Genomic DNA, 20,524 nt, shown 5'->3' on the forward strand with positions numbered 1-20,524 from the left:
TATTCTGACATGAAAATCGTGTCGCGTGAGATTGAACCTGTTTGACGCTATTCGCGAGATCATGGCGCGCAGTTTGGACATAGCGCGATTGACGTATTGTGTTGCCATGGGAATTACTTGATACACCGGCCTGCGGGTCGATTTGCTATCCGGGCAGAATGTCGATGATCAAACCACTGGTTGCTTTAATGGGTACAATACTACTGGCTAACACGGCGGTAGGCGGCACGGCATACACTGCAACGCCAGATACCTATGTGGCCTTGCTTCGCGAGCTCACGCCAGGTGATCGGCTGACTCTGTCCCCGGGCATTTATGAACGCGGCCTTCCAATTCACAATCTGAACGGGACCGCGCAAGCTCCCATCGTGATCACCGCTCCTAGCGACGCGCTGCCAGCCATCCTCCTGGCACATGCCGGGCGCAACACCGTCAGCATTGTGAACTCCAGTCATGTAACGGTACGGAACCTGACACTCGATGGTGCGGGCCTGCCTGTGGACGGCGTGAAATGCGAAGGCCATGCACAGTGGGCGCATCATATAACTCTTGCGAATCTGGATATCCGTGGCCATGGCAATAACCAGCAGACAGTGGGCATCTCCACCAAATGTCCGGCATGGGGCTGGGTGATTCGGGAAAACCGGATTGTGGGCGCCGGCACGGGCATCTATTTGGGCAACTCTGATGGCAACGCCCCTTTTGTGGGTGGCCTGATCGAGCACAACGTGATTTTGGATACGATCGGTTACAACCTGCAGATCAAACACCAGAACCAGCGCCCGGAACTGCTGGGGATGCCGCAGGAACGCAGCGTAACCACCATTCGCGATAATGTGTTCAGCAAGGAACAGGGTGCATCGAATGGCTCTATGGCCAGGCCAAACGTGCTGGTAGGACACTTTCCGCTGGTGGGCCCCGGTGCCAATGACATCTATCTCGTCCATGGTAATTTCTTCTACCAGAACCCTGGCGAATCACTCTTCCAGGGCGAGGGGAATATCGCCTTGTACAACAACCTGTTCGTTAATCATGCGGGCGACGCGATCCGGATCCAACCTCACAACGACACGCCACGAACCATCAGCGTGTTCTACAATACAGTTGTTGCGTCTAAAAATGGTATTGTTCTTCTGAGACGCGAAGGAGACCCTGAGTATAGCCAGTTCGTGGCGGGCAATGCGGTGTTTGGTGGGCCGCCGCTATCGCTTCCCTTAGGGACATCATCGGCAAACGTGACCAAGCACTACGAAGTAGCGGGAAGATACCTCAATGCGCCTTTTGATCCCCTGGAAAAGCTGGACCTGTATCCGCGTCCGGGCAAGCTGAAGAAAATACAAATGGAGACCCGCTCTTTGCATGGCTATGAAAGTTGGAATCGTGATTTCAACGGCAACCGTCGGAAAGACTCGTTCACCGGTGCCTACGCAGGCGAAGGCCGCAACCCTGGCTGGCCGCTCAGCAGAAGCCGGAAACCGTGAAGATGTGCCCCCTCCCTTACCCGGATGACCGTCGTGCCTGAAATGCAAATTGCCAGAAAGCCGCATTCGGTCCGGTCTACTCAGCCCCATCGCTTTGACTTGAGCTAATTGGCAGCCATGAAAAACCATGACCTACGATCATTCTTCGCGCCGCAGGCCTGATACCCGGATCATCCCATCCAAGGTCGCAGTCCTCCCGTGGTGGCTGCTCTACGTTTGCTTTGTGGTTTACGGGAGCCTGGTGCCTCTGGATTTTCATCCACTACCCTGGGATCAGGCATGGGAGATGTTCCAGCACATCAGGCTACTCAACGTCGGCGCCCAAGGGCGTGCCGACTGGGTCGCAAATGGCGTGCTCTACGTGCCCGTCGGCTTCCTCACCTTCACGCTATTTACGCATTTCAAGACGCATCGCGCCCTTGCCTTGGCGTTTATCGGTTCGCTTCTGTTTTCGTTCACCTTGGCCGTGACAGTTGAATTTGCACAACTATTTTTCCCGCCCCGAACGGTATCCATCAACGATGTCATTGCCGAATTTCTAGGCAGCATCCTGGGCGCGGTTTTTGCATCGCGTTGGTCAAATCGGTTCAGGTCCTTCCTCTCCACGCTGACGGGAAACTCGGGTCGTTTGCTTGCCCACCTGCTGAAAGCATACGCTCTTGGCTACGTCGCGTTCAGCCTATTTCCCTACGATTTCCTGGTATCAGTATCTGAACTCGAATGGAAGCTTCACTCGAATGGCTGGGGATGGCTGGTAGCGACGGAGTCCATGCACGGAGGCATCGCGCTTACTCTGGCCAAGCTGGGCGCAGAAGCCTTGGCCGTCGTGCCCCTGGGTTTGATGCTCTGTCAACAGAGAACCGGGCGGCCACTGTGCTCTCCCACACGTGCATTCCTCTCAGGCGCGGTCCTTGGGCTGATTATTGAGATTGCCCAATTTTTCATCGTTTCCGGCATTAGCCAAGGTCTTTCCGTGCTTACCCGCGCGACGGGAATGTATCTGGGCGCACGGCTTTGGCGCCACCGTACACGTTTGCAACCACCGCAACTGGCGTCCGGATTCAGGCGATTCGGTCTACCCGTGGGCATCCTTTATCTGATTGCCTTGGCTGCGGTCAATGGCTGGTTCGAGCATCGCTGGATAGGCATCGACTCCGCCATGAGCGCCTTCAATGGCATTCGTTTTCTCCCCTTCTATTACCATTACTACACTACGGAACAGGCTGCGCTGTTAAGTTTGGCATCCGTATGCCTGATGTACGCACCCATTGGGGTTCTGACCTGGGCATACTGGAACCCTCCCAAGCTGGCGATGTTAATGGCAACGCTGATAGCCGGATTCATGGAAACGAGCAAGCTGTTCCTTGAGAGCCTCCACCCCGACCCCACCAACCTCCTTATCGCCGGGTTTGCTGCCTGGGCAACAGCGAAACTGGCCAAACGGCTTGCCTCGGCCCCTGCAATGTCCGCCGAGGCCCCGAAGCGCAATGACACGCCGATGGCTGCGACGTCAACCAGCCACATGCACCGCAGCCTCTGCGGCAGTGAAACTGAGGCTTCCGGGGCTTGGGCGCCAGCAATAAATGACCAAATGCTGGACGCGACAGCATCGGCGATGCCGCTTGCCATGCTCAAAAGGCCGTTGTGGATAGGTTACGCCGTCTTGATTGTGGGCTTGGTGGGTGTCGGCTGGGGTGTGGCGACCTTTCCCTACCAACCAGCCCTCCTCGGCCCGCTTTTCGCTGGGTATGCAGCTCTGATCTGGTACCGGCCACAGTTTCTGCTCATCGTTATTCCAGCCGCTCTGGCGCTTTTCGACCTCGCCCCCTGGAGTGGATGCTTCTATTTCGACGAGTTTGATTTTCTTCTCTTGACCAGCGTCGCCGTCGGTTATGTCCGATTACCCCCCGCGCCGCGCCATTCGAAACGCGACCTGCTGCTCCTCTCCCTCGCTGTCTTGCTGGGTCTTTCCTATGCAATCGGCACCATCCGCGGCTTGCTGCCTTGGCAGATGCCAGATTCAAACGCATTCACCAACTACTACAGCCCCTATAACGCGCTACGCATTGCCAAGGGTGCATTGTGGGCATTCCTGTTATATGGCCTGCTCGGACGCCTGGCGTTCACCGGGCAGGACGTTCGCCGCCATTTCGCTTGGGGCATGGTTGTCGGGCTGGCTGGCACGGTGGCTGTGATCGTCTGGGAACGCTTTGTCTTCCCGGGATTGTTCAATTTCACCGACGTTTACCGGGTAACCGGGCCCTTCTCCCAGATGCATACTGGCGGGGCGGATATCGAGTCTTACCTGACGCTATCGACGCCATTCCTGGTGGTGCTGCTGTTTGAAAGGCAGAGCTGGGTAACAAGGCTGATCGGTACAGCGTTGCTGGTTGGCGCCACCTATGGGGTGATGGTCACCTTCTCGCGCATTGGCTACGCTGCCTACGGTGTCGCTCTGGCGCTCGCCCTGCTGGCGGCAACTGCAAAATCAGGTAATCGGGTGCGAACCTGGCCTTTCAAGCGCAGCATGGCGGCTTTCGCACTTGCGGCGCTGACTCTCGCGGTGGCGGTGCCGATCCTCAAAGGCCCGTTCACACAGGCTCGCATGTCCCGGACGGGAACCGATCTGGGAATACGTTTGGCCCATTGGTCCAACGCCTTGCAGATGCGCGATCCGGGCTGGGGCACGGCACTATTCGGGATGGGGGTTGGCCGTTACCCGGAAACCCATTATTGGCGTAGCGAAGAAAGCCGAGCCGCCACTTACCGCCTAGGCTCCGAAACTGGCAACACCTTTCTGCGGCTAGGATCGGGCAGTCCGCTCTACATGGAGCAGTTCGTCACGATAAAACAGCAGCACAACTATACACTCAGCATGAACGCCCGCAGCGATCAGCCTAACACCCAAGTCACCGTATCGATCTGCGAAAAATGGCTGCTCACCTCAGCCCGCTGCGCCTTCAAGACCATTGATGTCACAGGAAACGGACGGTGGCAGCCAGTCCAGACCCACATGCTATCGGGTGACTTGGGAAGCGGCCCCTGGTATGCAGCCCGCCCCGTCAAGCTGTCGATCTACAATTCCAATGCCCATGCCGTGGTAGATGTGGACAAAGTGCGTTTGCAGGCAACGGACGAGGACAACCTGCTGGTCAACGGGGGCTTTTCGCGGGGGTTGGACCGGTGGTTCTTCACCGTCGACAACGACAAGCCATGGCATATCTGGAGCCTGCCAATCCAAGTTCTGTTCGACCAGGGTTGGCTGGGGGGGGTCGCCCTGACCCTTTTCGTCGCGGTTGGCTTATGGCGCGCCGGTCGCGATGTTTGGCGAGGCGACGTGATGGCCGGTGCGATGCTGGCGTCCAGCATCGGCTTCCTCGTGATCGGAACCCTCGACAGCCTGGTGGACAGTCCGCGCCTGCTCATGCTGTTCCTGCTGCTAGCCTGGTTCTGCGGGCGAGCCGGCGGAGGGGAGCGGACCGCCCTGAACTCGCCCTAGGAATCCCTGACAAGATAAACGCCATGCGAGAGATTGCATGTAGATTCGTGAGTTGGCGACAATCGCACTGAAAAACCGCCACCGCCGCCACCTAAACCAAAAATCCCGCCTCCTGCTTCATTAACAACCGCCGATGGTTCCTGTGAAGGTAGCGCCACTTACCACCTCGGCACCATTAGTGCAGAAGCTATACGGGCCTCCTGCCAAGCCATGAACGCTGTATGTATAGCTAGGGCCGCCCGTATAGAAGTACGTAACAGTGTTGTCCACATTATTGATACTCCAGGTTCCGACCTGCTTCGATGGATCGACTTTATCGCTGGAACCCTTCTTGTAATCCCAAAGTTGAGCGCCGGCCCGATGCTGCTCCTGCCACTTTTCGGCACCCCGCGTAGCACAGACCGTGCTACCTGCAATCAATGATGTAAGGGCGCTGCCTGTAACTTGCTGGTCTGAACAGGCAGCCATTGCCTCCCCAGAAATCCCTGCGAGCAAAACGATACTTGCAACCATAAGACGCTTCATAACCGTTACTCCTTTCGAGTGAATAATGTTGATATCAATTCGTTGCCTGGAAATAAGCCTCGCTGGCAATTCGATTGACGGCCCAAATATTAAATAGCAATTTTCGCACCACTTGTAGTTTTTCTTTTCCTATCAATGCGATACCCTTTAACTATAGTCAACCCGAGTTACAAGTGTAAACATTCTCGACAAATATTCAGTCGCCCGATCCCACAGTTGAATAGTGAATTTAAATTAAAGCGGCTGACTAGCCCATCTTGTGCTCGATAGCCGCCACGACCAACTCGGCCGCCTGATCGGGTGTCATTGAAGTTGTGTCGAGATGGATTTCAGGGGTTTGAGGCGCCTCATATGGCGAGTCGATCCCAGTAAAATTTTTCAGATCACCTCTTCGGGCCTTGCGATAAAGTCCTTTCGGATCACGCTGCTCGGCTATCGAAAGTGGGACGTCAACAAATATCTCAACAAATTCGCCTTCTTCGAGCAGTTCCCGCGCCAAGCGGCGTTCCGAACGAAAGGGGGAAATGAATGCGGCCAGGACGATCAAGCCGGCATCCACCATCAGCTTGCCTACTTCCGCCACGCGACGGATATTCTCCACCCGGTCAACCTCGGTGAACCCAAGGTCCTTGTTCAAGCCATGACGCACGTTGTCGCCATCGAGCAGGTAAGTGTGGCAGCCCATGGCGTGCAGCCTTTTTTCCACCAGATTGGCGATGGTGGATTTCCCAGAGCCAGATAGGCCTGTAAACCACAGCATGCGGGGCTTCTGCTCCTTGCTTATGGCGCGTGCAGCCTTGTCCACGTCAACCTGCTGCATGTGGATGTTCTGTGCACGGCGCAGGGCGAAGTGCAGCAGTCCCATCCCGACGATGTGGTTGCTCACGCGGTCGATAAGGATGAAACTGCCCATATCCCGATTGTCGTTATAGGGTTTGAAGGTGACCGGCCGGTTGACACTGATGTTGCACACGCCGACGGCATTTTTCTCCAGTTTTGTTGCCGCCAGGTGTTCCGGAGAGCCCATGCTCACTTGGTATTTGATATCGGTAACAGTGGCAGTAACCGTTTGGGACCCGGTCTTGAGCAAATACGACCGCCCCGGAAACATGGGTGCATCGTGCATCCAGATAATCGTGGATTCGAACTGGTCGGCCACGCTTGCCGGCGCATCGGCTGCGGAAATGGCCTCTCCGCGCGAGATATCGACTTCAGCCATTTCCAGACAACCCGTCAGAGTGGCGCCGTGGTACCACGCCATGTGGTTGCCGTGCGCGGTAATGTTGTCGCTATGCAACGCCGAGAGGGGAATCGCAGTGATGTGTTCCAGCCCGATCTGGCTAGCGAAGCCGTGGTAGTCGTCGACGATGCGCTGAAACACTATTTCCGAGTAGTCCACAAGATCCATCTTGTTGATGGCCAGGATAACCTTGCGGATGCCAAGCAGTGATACCAGGTGGCTATGCTGGCGGCTCTGGGTGAGCATGCCTTTGCTTGCGTCAATAAGGATGACCGCCACGTCGGCGGAGAAGAGGCTGTGGGCTGCATCGGTCTGTTCGTGATCCGCGGACCATCCTTCCGCCAGCAGGACGGAATCAGGGTTGTGAACGCCCTGGGTTTCCTTCTTCTTCGCGCCGGCGTCCAGTATGGCCAGCTGGCCCTCGAACAGCATTTTTGATTGGTCGGGCAGCAGCCCGGTCAGGGTCCTCTTGCCGGAGCCGGTGCTGCCACAGATAATAAAACGCAAAGCCTTCTTGTGCTGCTGGCTGCACGAGAGTGCATTGATGATGGTGGAGTCGGGGGCGTAAGTCATATGGAAAGTGGAATCTCAGGATAATTTGGGCGGATTGCAAGTCTGCAAGTGCATCGCGATTATAACGAAAGCATAGCTGCTCCCGGAAAACTTTTTAAGGAGTTTTTGAATCCGGGGTATTTGCGGAAGCAGGCCACTAGTGCTGCCTGAACCACTGTTCCAGCATCATCAGCACCCACACCATGGTGCCATGATATCCGGCGTGCTCCGCCAGATGCTGCCCGAGAAGTCTGTCGATGAACTCAGCACGCACGATGTTGCGCGATTTCAGGCCATTCAGGCTATCGGCGGCCAACTCCTGCAGTGGCTTGTGATTCTGGAGCCAGACGCCGAAGGGCAGGCCGAAACCATGCTTTTGCTTGGTGATGATCTCGTCCGGCAGGAAATCGCGTAATGCCTCCTTGAAAAAATAACGCAGTTTTGTCCCTTTGAGTTTGAGCTCCGGCGCCAGCCGCGCCGAGAAGGCCACCATTTCGTTGTTAAGAAACGGGAAAGCCGCCTCCATTCCCGCCAGTTCACAGGCCTTGACCACCTTGGGCAGGTCGTTGTCGGCGAGAGTGAACTTCAGGTCGAGGGCGAGCATTTGATTGATCAGGCTTTGGGCATGGGCCTGGCGATAGGTTTCGTTCAAGTGGGAGAGCGGCTGCCCCGGATCAACGGTAGCCAGAAACTCCCGTGTAAACACCTCCCCATGGCCGTAACGATCCAGCAGGTTGTAGGTTTCCGTGCGCGCCGGCATCGGCACCGAGGCCTGCTCGATATAGCTGCGGGCTTTGCGCACTAGCGACACTCTCTGGCCGCCGGGCATGCCGAAGACAGCGGGCTCCAATACCCCCTTGCGCAATAACGAGGGGATGCGTTGATAGAGGGAAAAGATATGTTGCTTCGCATAACGCTCGTTACCGCCGAATAGCTCGTCGCCCCCGTCACCGCCCAAGATCCTGTTCAGACCGTCCGCCCTCGCCATGCGTGCGCAATAAAAAGCGGGCACGGCAGAAGCGTTGCCGAAGGGCTGATCGAAAATTCCTGCAATCTGCGGGATGGCTGCCACTACGTCGTCCGGAGTGACATAGTACTCGTGATGCTCGGTGGAAAAATGCCGCGCCGCGATGCGGGCATATTCCATCTCGTCATAGCCATCTGCTTCGAAACCGATAGAGTAGGTGCGGGCCGGCCGGCCGCCAACCTCCCCCAGGATGCCCGCGATCGTGGAACTGTCTGTCCCGCCGCTGAGGAAGGCGCCAACCTCCTGATCTGACGCGGCCTCGCTCACGCTTGAGCGCAGCAGCCGCAAAAATTCCTGCTTGAGCTCGTCAAAGGGGCGCTTTTGCCCTTCCAGGAACTGCATTTCCCAGTGTTTTTTTGTTTCCGCCCGACCCTTCCTGAAAACCAGATATTCGCCCGGCAGGAGGCGCTTTTGCCCAGTGTAAATCGTGTCGGGGCCGGGCACCATATGAAAATAGAGGTAATTGTAGAGGCCCTGCGGGTCGATCTCCGGTATTGCCAACGGGTGAAGGATGACGGCATCCGCCGATGAACCGAACACCAGCCCATCCCCAGAAAGCGTGTAGGAAAGCGGCTGGGTCCCCATTCGATCGACCGCCAGAACCGCCTCCCCGGCAGCTTCATCCAGAATGCAAAGGTCATACGCCCCTTCCAGAAGCGGGAGGACTGTTTCTCCCCCTTCCCGCCAGCCGTCCGCCAGCGCTTTGGCCACACCTTCGGCCTGCGCAAGCTGGGCCAGACGGGAATCCATAAACCTGACCCGGCCCCATACCGCGACCAAAAGCCCTTCCTTTTGATAGAGGTGGGCGCTGTCGCCGCTCGCGGCGACAGCCAGGGCGCTGCCCCCCCATGCCAACGCCTGGACGCCGCTGCCGTCAAACCGCGCCAGCGGCCCGGCCATTCGCTCTACAATCTGCCGGTTCTCGGCAGTTGTGGCACCGTAGCCTATCCAGCCGCACAGACCACTCACAACAATTTCCTTGTTTTATGGAACATCAACGCCCCTTTATTTTTGGGCCTTTAAACCCATTGTTTTTCGGTTATTCTGGAAACAGGCGAAAAACAGGATGCTACGCGACAAGTGGGTTACTTTATCCCATGTCGCTTCATCAGGTCATACAGGGCGGGGCGGCTGACACCCAACAAGTCGGCCGACTTGGTAATATTGCCATCCGCTCTCGCCAGCACCTTCACAAAGGCCTTGTATTCCGCTTCTTCCCGCACCTGCCGCAGATTGAGAGGCTCGTCCGCCATGGGTAATGCCTGCAACCCGAGATCCTCCACACTGATTTGGGAGCCATCCGCCATGATGACGGCACGCTTGATGCAGTTTTCCATTTCCCTCACATTGCCAGGCCATGAATAGCTTTCTATCGTGGCCAACGCCTCCTGGCTGAAGTTGAGCGAGGAGCGCCCCTCCTGAACGCTGAACTTGTTCCTGAAGTGATGCGCCAACAAGGCGGCGTCGCCCACCCGCTCCCGTAGCGGGGGAATCGTGACAACGATCTCGCTCAACCGGTAATAGAGGTCTTCGCGGAAGCTTCCCGCCGCTATCATTTCCTTTAGGTTCTGATGTGTCGCACAGACAATGCGCACGTCCACAGGGATCTCTTCGCGCCCACCTATCCGTTCTATCACCCTTTCCTGCAGGAAACGCAAAATTTTTGCCTGCAGGGCCATGGGCAGGTCACCCACCTCATCGAGAAAAAAGGTGCCCCCATTGGCGCACTCGATTTTGCCCAGAGTCTGCTTGGCAGCCCCGGTAAAGGCGCCCTTCTCGTAGCCGAACAGCTCGCTTTCCAGAAGGCTTTCCGGGATCGCCGCACAGTTGATCGCCATGAAGCGCTCCCCATGCCGCGGGCTCAACTGGTGCAGGGCCTTTGTCAGCACCTCCTTGCCGGTTCCGCTTTCGCCCAATAGCATTACTGTGGCGTCGGAGGACGCGACCCTTTCCACGTTACGGCATATCTTTAACATGCCCGGATCCCTGCTGATGATGCCCGACAGGGGGGAATCCATTTGGACTTGCTGCATCCGGCGGTTTTCCTGCTGCAGCGCGTGCAGGAAAAAAGCCCGCTCGACCACCAAGCCGAGCATCTCAGGGTCAAAAGGCTTTTGGTGAAAATCGTAAGCGCCCATGCCGATGACCTTCACCGCATTGGCATGATCCTGGTTGCCGGTAAGGACGATCACTTTGGTATCCGGTGCAAGTGCACGTATTTGCTGCAGCGTGGCCAAGCCCTCCGAGGCGCCATCGGGGTCAGGAGGAAGCCCGAGATCCATGGTAACAACCGCCGGCTCATGACGCCGAATCAGCGCAAGCGCGCTTTCACGATCTCCTGCCACCAAAACTTCGTAAGCCTCGAAGCTCCAGCGCAGCAGCTTCTGCAGGCCGGGATCGTCCTCAATAATCAGCAAGGGGGGTTTGTCCCGATTCACCGGATTTCCTTTCACGCTATGTGACTCTCTCGACAGCCTGATCCTGGCGGTGAAGCGGCAGAATCACATGGAAAGTAGTGCCACCCGACTGGCTGCTGGCGACTTCCAGCTGGCCCCCGAGTTCGCGAATATATTCCCGGCTTTCAAACACGCCTATCCCCATGCCCGCCGACTTGGTAGACTCGAAAGGCTTGAACAGCCGCTCGCGGATGAACTCCTCGCTCATGCCATGCCCACTGTCTTTGACCTCTATGATCGCGGAGTCATCCCGCCTGGCCAGGCGCACGATGACTTGGCCGTCCCTGGGAGTAGCCTCAATGGCATTCTGGATGAGATGCCCGATCACCCGTTCCAGGCGCGCCCAATTGGCGAAGACAACCAAGCCTGGCTCCAGTATCTCAAGCACCGGCTTCGGCGTGTCGGCCAGCTTGGCCGCCACCGTCTGCTGCAGCAGATTTTCAATAGGAAGCGGGGCAGGCTTCTCATCAGAAGAACCGCTGCTCAATTTCCGAAGGAGCAGCTTCATTTTCTGTACCGAGAAATCCACTGTGTCGGTCATGTCTTTTTGGAACTCCGGATTATTTTTGTGTTTTTCGGAGAGGGAAAGCAGCAGTGACAACTGGGAAACCAAATTTTTCAGGTCATGCACGACAAAAGTGGACATGCGATTGAATGATTCAAACTGTCGCGCCACCAGAAGCGCATTGGCCGCTTCCTGTTGCGCGAGATAACTTGCCGCCTGGCGGCCGGCGATCTTGAGCAGATCGTTAACCTCCCAGTTCAAACTGATTCTGCTCCTGGGCTGTGCCAGCACCACAAAACCAAACAATCCTCCATGCTGGATCAGCGGAACCACCAGCCATGCCTTTGGAATGGCGAGCAGCCATTGAGGCATGGCGATTGCAGCGTATTTTTCCGGATGGGCGTCGTACTCCTGCAAATCCATCACCCATTGCTGATTTTCGAGAAACCGGCAAAAAGGGCTGTTCACTGGCTCGATCCCACCAGCCAGCGGCATGTTCCAGTGCGCCACAAGCTCGCAATCACCGGACTCGCGGCTGATCCACAAAGCCCCGCCAGGGCTTTCCACCAGCTCCGCAATGGCCTGGATGGCACGCTCGCCCAGACCGTGCGCATCCTCGGAAAGGGTGTGGATAAAACGCAGCCATTCCTCCCGGTAGTCGTAATTGTAGCTGAAAAAATTCTTGCTGATAAATACCTTGAGCCAGGAACGCAAAGTGCCCGAGAACAGCACGACCAGGAGCAATGCCACGGCACCGAACAGAAAAGCGACCTGCAGTACCGAGCCCCAGTTTCCCCCAAAAAAACGGAGGTAGTAGCCGGCAGCCGCCATGATCATCAAGTACATGGCGGCCCCCAACAGCGCCGTGGAGTGGAACAGGATGCGGCGCGAAACCGAGATTCCCAATGACCATTGAGGGTTGCGCGCTGCAGACACCGCCACCAGGGGAACGACCAGGGCATTGACTATCCCTCGTGCTGTCCAGATCTCTGGGCTCACCTGCCTGAACAACATAGCATCGCTGTAAAGATAGAAATCGTAAGCGAACACCCCGCCTATCCCCAGACAGGCGAATTTTATCCCCCAGCGCTGCTTGGCAGGCGTGTTCCTGTAGAGCTGCTCCACCAAGATCATGCCAATAACCGCCATTGCCCCGCGTCCGACGATACTGGTCATAAAAACGATCACCCCAAGAGGGGAAGTGCCGAGGCCTCCATAGGAGTAAAGAGTGGCAAGAAAGAGCAAAAGGTAAAACCCTGCCACAGCCACCACAGCTGGCTTGACCTTGGGGGAAGACAAAGCTTCAGTCTGCCGTAAGGGACCCAGCAGCATGACCAGAAAAGCGGTCCAGCCTGCATTCCGAAGAATTTCCAGGATATCTGTCAAGAGCGATACCGGGCGTCCCAAAGTGGCCTGATAGGCGACCGTCGCCGCCCAAAGCGCAGAAAGCAGGCATGCGACAGTGAGCACCATCCCGTGCAGGCGTCCGCGCCAACTGGTCAACAGGAGACCGGACAAGAAAAAAAATGCTGCCGCGGCGGCGCCATAACTAAGTGCCGCAATATTTGTTGTCAACATGGGATATCTATCACCTTCCCCCCTTGCCCAACAAGACAACCTGGACCGTATCTATCAGGATGATGATATCCAGGAACAGGCTATTATTCTTCACATAGTAAAGGTCATACTGCAGCTTTTCGATGGCATCCCCCACCGAGGCGCCATACTGATAGCGGACCTGAGCCCATCCGGTTATCCCCGGCTTGATGCTGTGCCTGGTGTTGTAATAGGGGATCTTGGCGCTGAGCAGGTCAACAAAATAGGGCCTTTCCGGGCGGGGACCCACAAAGCTCATTTCCCCTTTCAGCACGTTGAATATCTGGGGAAGCTCGTCTATCCTCAATTTTCGGATAATTCTGCCCACCCTTGTTGTCCGTGGATCATTCGCTGCCGCCCATTGCGGTTTTCCTTCTTGCTCAGCATCATTTCTCATGCTGCGAAACTTCAGGACCATAAACGTTTCGCCCCCTTTCCCCACCCTTTCCTGCCGAAAAAGGATAGGCGCACCACTTTCGACGAGAATGCAGAGGGCTGTAACCAGCATGACGGGAAATGTGGCCACCAGAAGGACTACGCTTGCGATCGAGTCGAAACCTCGCTTTACGACCCTTCTCAAGAGCCCCTGCTCAAATCCATCGCCAAAGACCAGCCAGCTCGGGTAAAGGGAATCAACCCGGATCTGGCCCCGCTCGCGTTCATAAAATTTGGCGGCATCGCTCACCGTGACCCCATGCAGCTTGCATTCCAGAAGTTCCTGAATTGGGAAGCCGCCGTTGCGCCGGTCCCCAACCGCGACAATGACCTCGCTCACGGTGTATTTATTGACCATGGACCTCAGGAGCCCTTCCGCAGGCAAAATGGAGGGGGAGGGCACCAGATGTTTCTCGCCGGGTAGCGGCACAAAACCAACGATATTGAATTTATGGCAACCGGGGTCGCTCCCGATCAGATCGCTGAATTCCTTAGCCTTGGCACCCGTGCCCAGCACCATGACCCGGGACTCCGAAATTCCTAGGCGGGACCACTTGAAAAAAACGGCCCGCGTCAGAGATATCCCTATCATGGCCAGAAGCAACACTATCCCCAATATACCACGACCGAAATAAAGGTCAGGCGCCCAGTAGAAAACCAGACTCATGAGACCCAACCCCAAGGCAAGGGAAGGCATGAGGCGAAGTAAAGTGGCTTTGGGGTCCGGCCTGGAATCCAGTTGATACATCCCCATCGCCGCCATGCTCATGATCATGACAACGGCATATGTGACGGCCTGGGGAAATAGATCTGTGAGGGCGTCTGAAAAAAGCTTGGGTTGGTCAAAAAAACGGATTTTTGTCCCCAGGTAAACCGAGGCCATCAGCGCGAACGTTTCCACGCCAAAAAGAAAAATTGCCGTTGTGGAAATGTGATGATTGGAAATTCGAGCCAACTCAGGCACTCCCTTTTATTTATGGTATTTTCCGGCCCAGCAGATCGTGGATGTAATTTCCGGGAATGGCGTAGGTTATGCCGCTCGGATGACTGAGGGCGGCTTCCTTCATTCCCTTTACAAACACCATGTTGACGATACCATACACCAACCCGGTTTCAGGATCGTAGAGAGGGCTTCCGCTGCTGCCGGGATAGGCCGTGCCGTCGAGCTGAAACACTGTATAGGCGGACCGATGCAACTGGCCGATCATCTTTGCGTCGAGCCCCCGGGAGTTCAGCGCTGGCAACACGACGGGGGTGATCGCGGAAACGATGGCGCGGTGAGTCACCGGATAAAATCCCAGAATCATGCCGATCGGAAACCCGGTGAAGGCCAATGTCTGTCCCTCCCGGGTCTCGCCCGAATCCCCGAGCTTCATGGCAGGCAGAGCCGGCCCGCTGATCCTCAGCAGAGCCAGATCGTGCTCCTTGTCTTGGGCAACCGGAGTCGCCGCCCTGAGTTCCGGATTTTTGCCTTTGCCGGTGATCACGACAAGTGACTCCTTGTTCGCGATGTCCAGTGATTCTGGGACGACGTGGGCGTTGGTGACTACGTGGAGACCGTCATCCAGCACAAAGCCTGTGCCCAGAAAGCTCACTGGCGGGGTACGCGTCTTCTGAAATGTCCCTACCCCCACAATGGCCGGCTTGATACGTTCTATGGTTTGGACAAGCTCGGTGCCCCAAAGCGGGGAAACAAACAGCAACCCCAGCCCCACGAGGACAATGCTTCTGACGCGCCCCAAGTAAAAACCCGGGATTGCCCGGCAGCCATTCATTCGTGTGTTGCTATTCATATCCATCCCGCTACGATCCCCTGTCGCAAAAATCAGGCAAACAATTACTCAGTCCCTCTCCATCTACATCAAGAGCCAACATCTCAAAGCCCATTTTTGTTACACAACTGTCGTCTACTTCACTATAGCCCATAAAAAATGCCCCACGGCGCTCTCTGAACACCCCTTTTTTGTAGCAACGCCAACTTCCGAATGAGACAGGAATACCGAGGATAGATACAGTCCGCAGGTGTTTGTGAACTATCAAGAATTCTAATTAGGTCTTGGCTTATCAGTAAAGATAAGCACTTCTGAATAGTGGCTGATTCAAGTCCGAAGGGCAACAGTGCTATGAAGGGCAACAGTGCTATGACAGGAGTGTAACTGTTTCATGTAGACCTCGTGTGATGTTTTAAAACCGTGGCATCTTCTGGGGCGGTGATTGAGTCGATGCATGACGAATGCGACCCGCTCGGGTATAGGAATCAAAGTACATCTTCTTCGGAAAGAACTGTCGGATCTGGCTGACCCCGTTCTCGGTGGCGCCGCGTTCCCAGGAGATGCAGGGATGAACGAAAGAATAGTTCTGCGACGAATTTTACGGCGAACCGAGAGAAGCGAGACGAACGCTCTTTACGATAAATAGAGGCCTGCTTCTGTCCAGCGCCCATGACCAAGCCCGTCTCCCAGTCGAAAAATTCTGGCGGCTGTCGACAATGGCCGTGCGTTGTTCGATCGATACCTGGCTGGGAATTGTGACGCGTCGCTCTCGTCCTTCCTACGCTTCATGCGAGCCTTCTGATAGCGCAGGGTGCGATACAGCGCGCCTCCGGCGCGGGAGGTCAGCCTAGATTGCTCGTGCCTGACGGCGGACTGTCCATTGACCTTGGGGTAGCCGGAGATCTTTTGCAGACGCCAGATCTCCTCAAGTTTGAAGTATCCAATTCAAACCAGGGAGACGGCTACTGGTTTATTGATGATAGTTAACCGGCAACGCCACAAATGATGACGTCTCCGCCAGGCTGGGCAGGAAGGGGTGGGTGGGTTTCCCGTAAAGGACCGTGATTTTTCGCACGTAGTCCCTCGTTTCGGGATAGGGGGGAATCCCGCGATGCCTTTCCACCGCCCGCTCCCCCGCGTTGTAGGCCGCGGCTACCAGCGGCACGTTGCCCTTAAAGAACGACAGCAGCCATTGCAGGTAGGCCAGCCCACCCTTGATGTTTTGCGCCGGATCGAAGGCATTTTTGACGTTAAAACGATGGGCCGTTTCGGGTATGAGTTGCATCAGACCTTGTGCGTTTTTAGGCGATATTGCTCGCACGTTGAAACCGGATTCGACCGATATAATCGCCAAAACCAGCTTGGGATCTACCGAGTAGCTGGGCGACAGTTGTTGCACCAGGTCGAAGATGGGACCTTTCGGATAGGCCTTTGAATCCACCTGCTCCGGGGTGTTTCCCGTTTCCGGCGCGAATTCCTCGGGCAACAAACAGCTTGGCAGCGGTGTCGTTGCAGAAGAGCGGATATAGCGTACCATTTCCCGCGCGTGGCCATGCCCCTGTTCGGCCGCCATTGCGAACAACTGCGCGGCCACCCCATCATCCCGGGAAACGCCACGTCCATTGGCATACATCCATCCTAGGGCAAACTGGGCATCGGCAAAGCCAAGACGGGCGGCACGACAATACAAATCTGCGGCCTTGGCATAATTCCGCGCCACGCCTTCGGCGTGTTCGTACTTTAGAGCCAGAGCGACCAGCGCTTCTGGATTCTCCAAACTCGCTACCGGCACCGCCGGGAGCGAACGAGGATTGCTGTCGGCGGCTGCGCCGCCGACACACAAGGCCCACGCTGCCAGCGCCACCAAGAACTTGCCCGAAAAAACCATTGCAACTCACCACATATTTTATTCTAGACTGGTGAATACAACCGCAAGTTTCGCGCCAAAACATGATTTACTATTAATTACAACGGATTAACATATGGCACTGGATGCTGGGCTGCGGAGTATGTAAAAAATATCGACATAACTCGAGTCTTGGCATCATCAACTCAGACACCAAATATCTCTGCCATTCCAGACGCGGATACACCCTGGAAGCCCGCAAAAATCCAATAGATCCCCCTCTTCGTGGAATTCAAAATAGGCAGCCGCAATGTTGACAGCCCGGATTAATCCTGCATGAAGTAACTCACTCACTTGCATTCTGTTGTAAGAAATTCCGACAGCCATGACGGTGGCAAGCTTGACTACACTTTGGTCAAGGTCTATTAATAAACATATAAAATGTGTTTATATAGAATCTTTCTCCATTCCAGTCCGAATCTAAACTGCCGGTCCTTTCAAACATTGCGGCAAAAGAGATACCATGTGAGACTGAGTCGCCAAGCCAACCTCTTGCTGATAGAAAGAGAGAATAAAGTACGTATGCATAATTTTGGCAGCAATATGCAGGCAAACAGATTGGTGATGCTTTCGACGCTTGCCGTGCTAATAGGGGGAGGAACAATCGCCTGTAGCAAAATCGAAAACACCCAGGCGCTGGTCTCTCAAGCCAAGCAGTTTCAGAAAAATGGGGACAACCAGGCCGCCATTATTCAGCTTAAGAACGCCTTGCAGAAAACCCCAGACGATGCCGAAGCCCGCTATCTCTTAGGCATGACTTATCAGGAAACCGGCGATCCTGCTTCGGCCGAGAAAGAACTACGCAAGGCCCTGGCGCTAGGCATGAGCCATGACAAGGTGACGCCGGGCTTGGGGAAGGCATTGCTGATGCAAGGGCAATTCCAGAACGTTCTGGATGAAACAGGCCAAGCCACCACCAAGGGGCCAGCCTCCCCAGAAATACTGGGCTTGCGCGGAAACGCCTATCTCGCTCTAGGCAAACACCAGGATGCCAAGCTATCATTCGAGCAGGCCCTCCAGGCCAGAGCTGACTTTGCCGATGCCCTGCTCGGGATGGCCCGTCTCGCCATCGCGGACAAAGACATCGAGGCTGCTATGCGCTTCACCGATCTCGCGGTGGACAAAAACCCGAAAAATATCGATGCTCGGCTTTTCAAGGGCGACCTGCTTCGAGCCCAAGGGAAGATCGAACCTGCCCTGGACGCCTACGGCGAAACTCTGAAGATCATGCCGGAAAACACTCCGGCGCGCCTGAGCAGAGCGTCTGTAGAACTTGCCGCCGGGAAATTTGACGCGGCCCGTGCCGATATCGAGGCGGCGCGCAGCAAGGCGCCGAAGAACCTGATGGTCGATTATCTGCAGGCGCTGCTCGATTTCCGCCAGGGGAAACACGCCGCAGCGCGTGATTCCCTTCAGCAGATACTGCGCGTCGCGCCCAACCATATGCCCAGCGTGCTGCTTGCAGGCGCAGTCCAATTTTCCCTGGGCTCGCTGCAACAGGCCGAACAACATCTGAAAAACTATCTGGGCAAAGACCCGAACAACCTCTATGCGCGCAAACTGCTGGCCACAACCCAATTGCGGCAGGGGCAACCGGACGATGCTGCTCGCACGCTTGTGCCGCTTGATCCAGAACACTCGAACGACGCAGGCGTGCACGTAATCGCGGCTGAAATCGCCCTCGCGAAAAAACAGTTCGCACAAGCCTCAGAGCACTTCGAAAAAGCCGCGCAGATCAACCCGAGTAGCGCCGCCATCCGCACCGAGCTGGGCCTTTCGCGTATTGTGCAAGGCGACAAGCGTGCGCTCGCCGACCTGCAAATCGCCTCCGGACTGGAGGGTGAAAGTGGTCGCGCCGATATCCTCATCGTCCTCAGCCAGATCAAAAACCAGCAATACGACGCGGCACTCACCAGCATCGCCGTGCTGGAAAAGAAAATGCCGCAAAGTCCTTTGCCGTGGAATTACCGGGGCGCGGCCTACCTTGGCAAAAAAGATATCGCAAAAGCGCGCGACAGTCTCGAACACGCGCTCAAACTCGATCCCAAATTTTTCCCTGCTGCCGCCAATCTCGCCCAGCTTGATCTCAAGGACGGACAGGCCACGAATGCGCGCAAACGCTTCGAGGACATTCTCAAAGCCGAGCCCAAACATCTCCTGGCCATGCTGGCCATGGCTGATCTGAGTCTGCGCCAGAAAGACGAAAAAGCTTACACCAGCTGGCTGGAGAAAGCCGCCAGCGCCAACCCGCAAGCCATCCAGCCGCATTTACTACTGGCGCACTATCTGCTAGCTAAAGGCGAAAATGCCAAAGCCGTGCTCGCCGCGCGCGAAGCGGTCAACGCCCAACCCAAAAATCCGGCTGCACTCGACCTGCTCGGCACCAGCCAGTTCGCCAGCAAAGACCTAGGCAACGCCTTGGACACCTATCGCAAACTCGCCGATCAACTCCCCAACCAGGCTGAACCGCGATTGAAACTCGCCCAGGTTCAGATAGCGATGAAGCAAACCGGAGACGCGCGCAAAACCCTGCAAGAGGCGCTGGGGATGAAACCCGATTTGATCGAGGCGCAACTCATGCTCGGCGGCCTTGAAATCCAGTCTGCGCGGTATGACGAGGCGCAGAAAATCGCCAAACAGATCCAGCAGCAAAAGCCCGCCTCCCCAGCGGGACTGGTACTGGAAGGCGACACGGCACTGGCGCGCAAGCAATATCCCGCTGCGCTCGCTGCATTTGAACGCGCGCACAAACTCTCGCCCTCTCCTGCCACGCTGATTCGTCTGCACCAGGCGCTGGCCGGTGCCGGTCGATTTGAGGAAGGGGAAAAGCAGCTTGCCACCTGGCTTGCCAGCCATCCGCAGGACGGCGGAACCCGTCTTTATCTGGCGGAGCGCCTGATCACACGCGGCGCATTCAAGGCGGCCTCGGAACATTACCTGCTCCTGAATCAGCAAAACCCAGGTAACCTTGTCGTGCTCAACAATCTCGCCTGGGCGCTGTCGGAACTCAAAGACAGTCGCGCACTTTCGTTTGCCGATCAGGCATTGAAGCTTCAACCCAACAATCCCACCATACTGGACACCTACGGCTGGCTGCTGACCCAGTCCGGACAGCCCGCCAAGGGTCTTGACCCCCTTCGCCGCGCCGTCTCGCAGGCGCCGGACGTTGCCGAGATTCGCTGGCATTTGGCGGCTACACTGGCGAAATCGGGCGATACCGCGCATGCCCGTCAGGAACTGGAACGGCTGCTTGCCAGCGGGGTTGCCTTTCCCCATGAGAAAGAAGCGCAAAACATGCTTAAGCAACTGCAAGGCGGCAAATGATGAGGTTATTCCAATTCCAGATAGAAATGCCGCGTGTGGCCCCCGCCACCGTTCGTCCTGAGTCTGTCGAAGGACGGTTCGACAAGCTCACCGCGAACGGGACTCAGGGGAGACTTGCTTCGACAATGCCTTTAGTCCTGAGCGAAGCCGAAGGGTCAGGGCGAACGGATTTACTTCTTCTGCGGGAGGCTGAAATTTGATTACCC

At 56.2% G+C, this 20,524-nt stretch carries 11 protein-coding genes; 3 read left to right on the forward strand and 8 right to left on the reverse strand.

Annotation, left to right across the window (positions count from 1 at the left end; all coding sequences use genetic code 11):
- Nucleotides 1-164 precede the first annotated feature (164 nt).
- Nucleotides 165-1,481: a hypothetical protein gene (locus SCT_RS01360; RefSeq protein WP_059418045.1), complete on the forward strand. Its 1,317-nt coding sequence runs from the start codon at nt 165-167 to the stop codon at nt 1,479-1,481.
- 127 nt (nt 1,482-1,608) lie between these two features.
- Nucleotides 1,609-4,980: a VanZ family protein gene (locus SCT_RS01365; protein ID WP_059418048.1), complete on the forward strand. Its 3,372-nt coding sequence runs from the start codon at nt 1,609-1,611 to the stop codon at nt 4,978-4,980.
- 120 nt (nt 4,981-5,100) lie between these two features.
- On the opposite strand, the gene SCT_RS01370 is transcribed toward SCT_RS01365, so the two are convergent.
- The 8 genes from SCT_RS01370 to SCT_RS01405 all read right to left on the reverse strand — a co-directional run bounded on the left by SCT_RS01370 (nt 5,101) and on the right by SCT_RS01405 (nt 16,976).
- The gene (locus tag SCT_RS01370) at nt 5,101-5,505 is read right to left on the reverse strand and encodes a hypothetical protein (RefSeq protein WP_059418050.1); all 405 of its coding nucleotides are present in this window, start codon (nt 5,503-5,505) and stop codon (nt 5,101-5,103) included.
- Nucleotides 5,506-5,752: 247 nt separating this feature from the next.
- Entirely contained in the window at nt 5,753-7,318 is a 1,566-nt protein-coding gene (gene cysC / locus SCT_RS01375) for an adenylyl-sulfate kinase (RefSeq protein ID WP_059418052.1), read from the reverse strand.
- A gap of 136 nt (nt 7,319-7,454) precedes the next feature.
- Entirely contained in the window at nt 7,455-9,293 is a 1,839-nt protein-coding gene (locus SCT_RS01380) for an asparagine synthetase B (protein WP_059418060.1), read from the reverse strand.
- A gap of 116 nt (nt 9,294-9,409) precedes the next feature.
- Nucleotides 9,410-10,762 (reverse strand): PEP-CTERM-box response regulator transcription factor, encoded by a 1,353-nt coding sequence (prsR, locus tag SCT_RS01385; protein ID WP_059418067.1) that lies wholly within the window; start codon nt 10,760-10,762, stop codon nt 9,410-9,412.
- 16 nt (nt 10,763-10,778) lie between these two features.
- Entirely contained in the window at nt 10,779-12,863 is a 2,085-nt protein-coding gene (gene prsK, locus SCT_RS01390; RefSeq protein WP_059418069.1) for an XrtA/PEP-CTERM system histidine kinase PrsK, read from the reverse strand.
- A 10-nt stretch (nt 12,864-12,873) separates the two neighbouring features.
- On the reverse strand, nt 12,874-14,280 hold the full coding sequence (locus SCT_RS01395; RefSeq protein ID WP_371257721.1) for a TIGR03013 family XrtA/PEP-CTERM system glycosyltransferase: 1,407 nt from the start codon (nt 14,278-14,280) through the stop codon (nt 12,874-12,876).
- A gap of 10 nt (nt 14,281-14,290) precedes the next feature.
- Nucleotides 14,291-15,091 carry a serine protease gene (locus SCT_RS01400; RefSeq protein ID WP_202812097.1) on the reverse strand — a complete coding sequence of 267 codons (801 nt, stop codon included), beginning with the start codon at nt 15,089-15,091 and terminating at the stop codon, nt 14,291-14,293.
- A gap of 967 nt (nt 15,092-16,058) precedes the next feature.
- A complete protein-coding gene (locus SCT_RS01405) occupies nt 16,059-16,976 on the reverse strand; it encodes a lytic transglycosylase domain-containing protein (RefSeq protein ID WP_059418073.1) in 918 nt (305 codons plus the stop codon).
- 561 nt (nt 16,977-17,537) lie between these two features.
- On the opposite strand from SCT_RS01405, the gene prsT reads away from it, so the two are divergent.
- Complete coding sequence (gene prsT / locus SCT_RS01410) at nt 17,538-20,318, forward strand: XrtA/PEP-CTERM system TPR-repeat protein PrsT (RefSeq protein ID WP_237759544.1); 2,781 nt, start codon at nt 17,538-17,540, stop codon at nt 20,316-20,318.
- Nucleotides 20,319-20,524: the final 206 nt, after the last annotated feature.

The organism is Sulfuricella sp. T08, assembly GCF_000971475.1.
Taxonomy (GTDB): domain Bacteria; phylum Pseudomonadota; class Gammaproteobacteria; order Burkholderiales; family Sulfuricellaceae; genus Sulfuricella.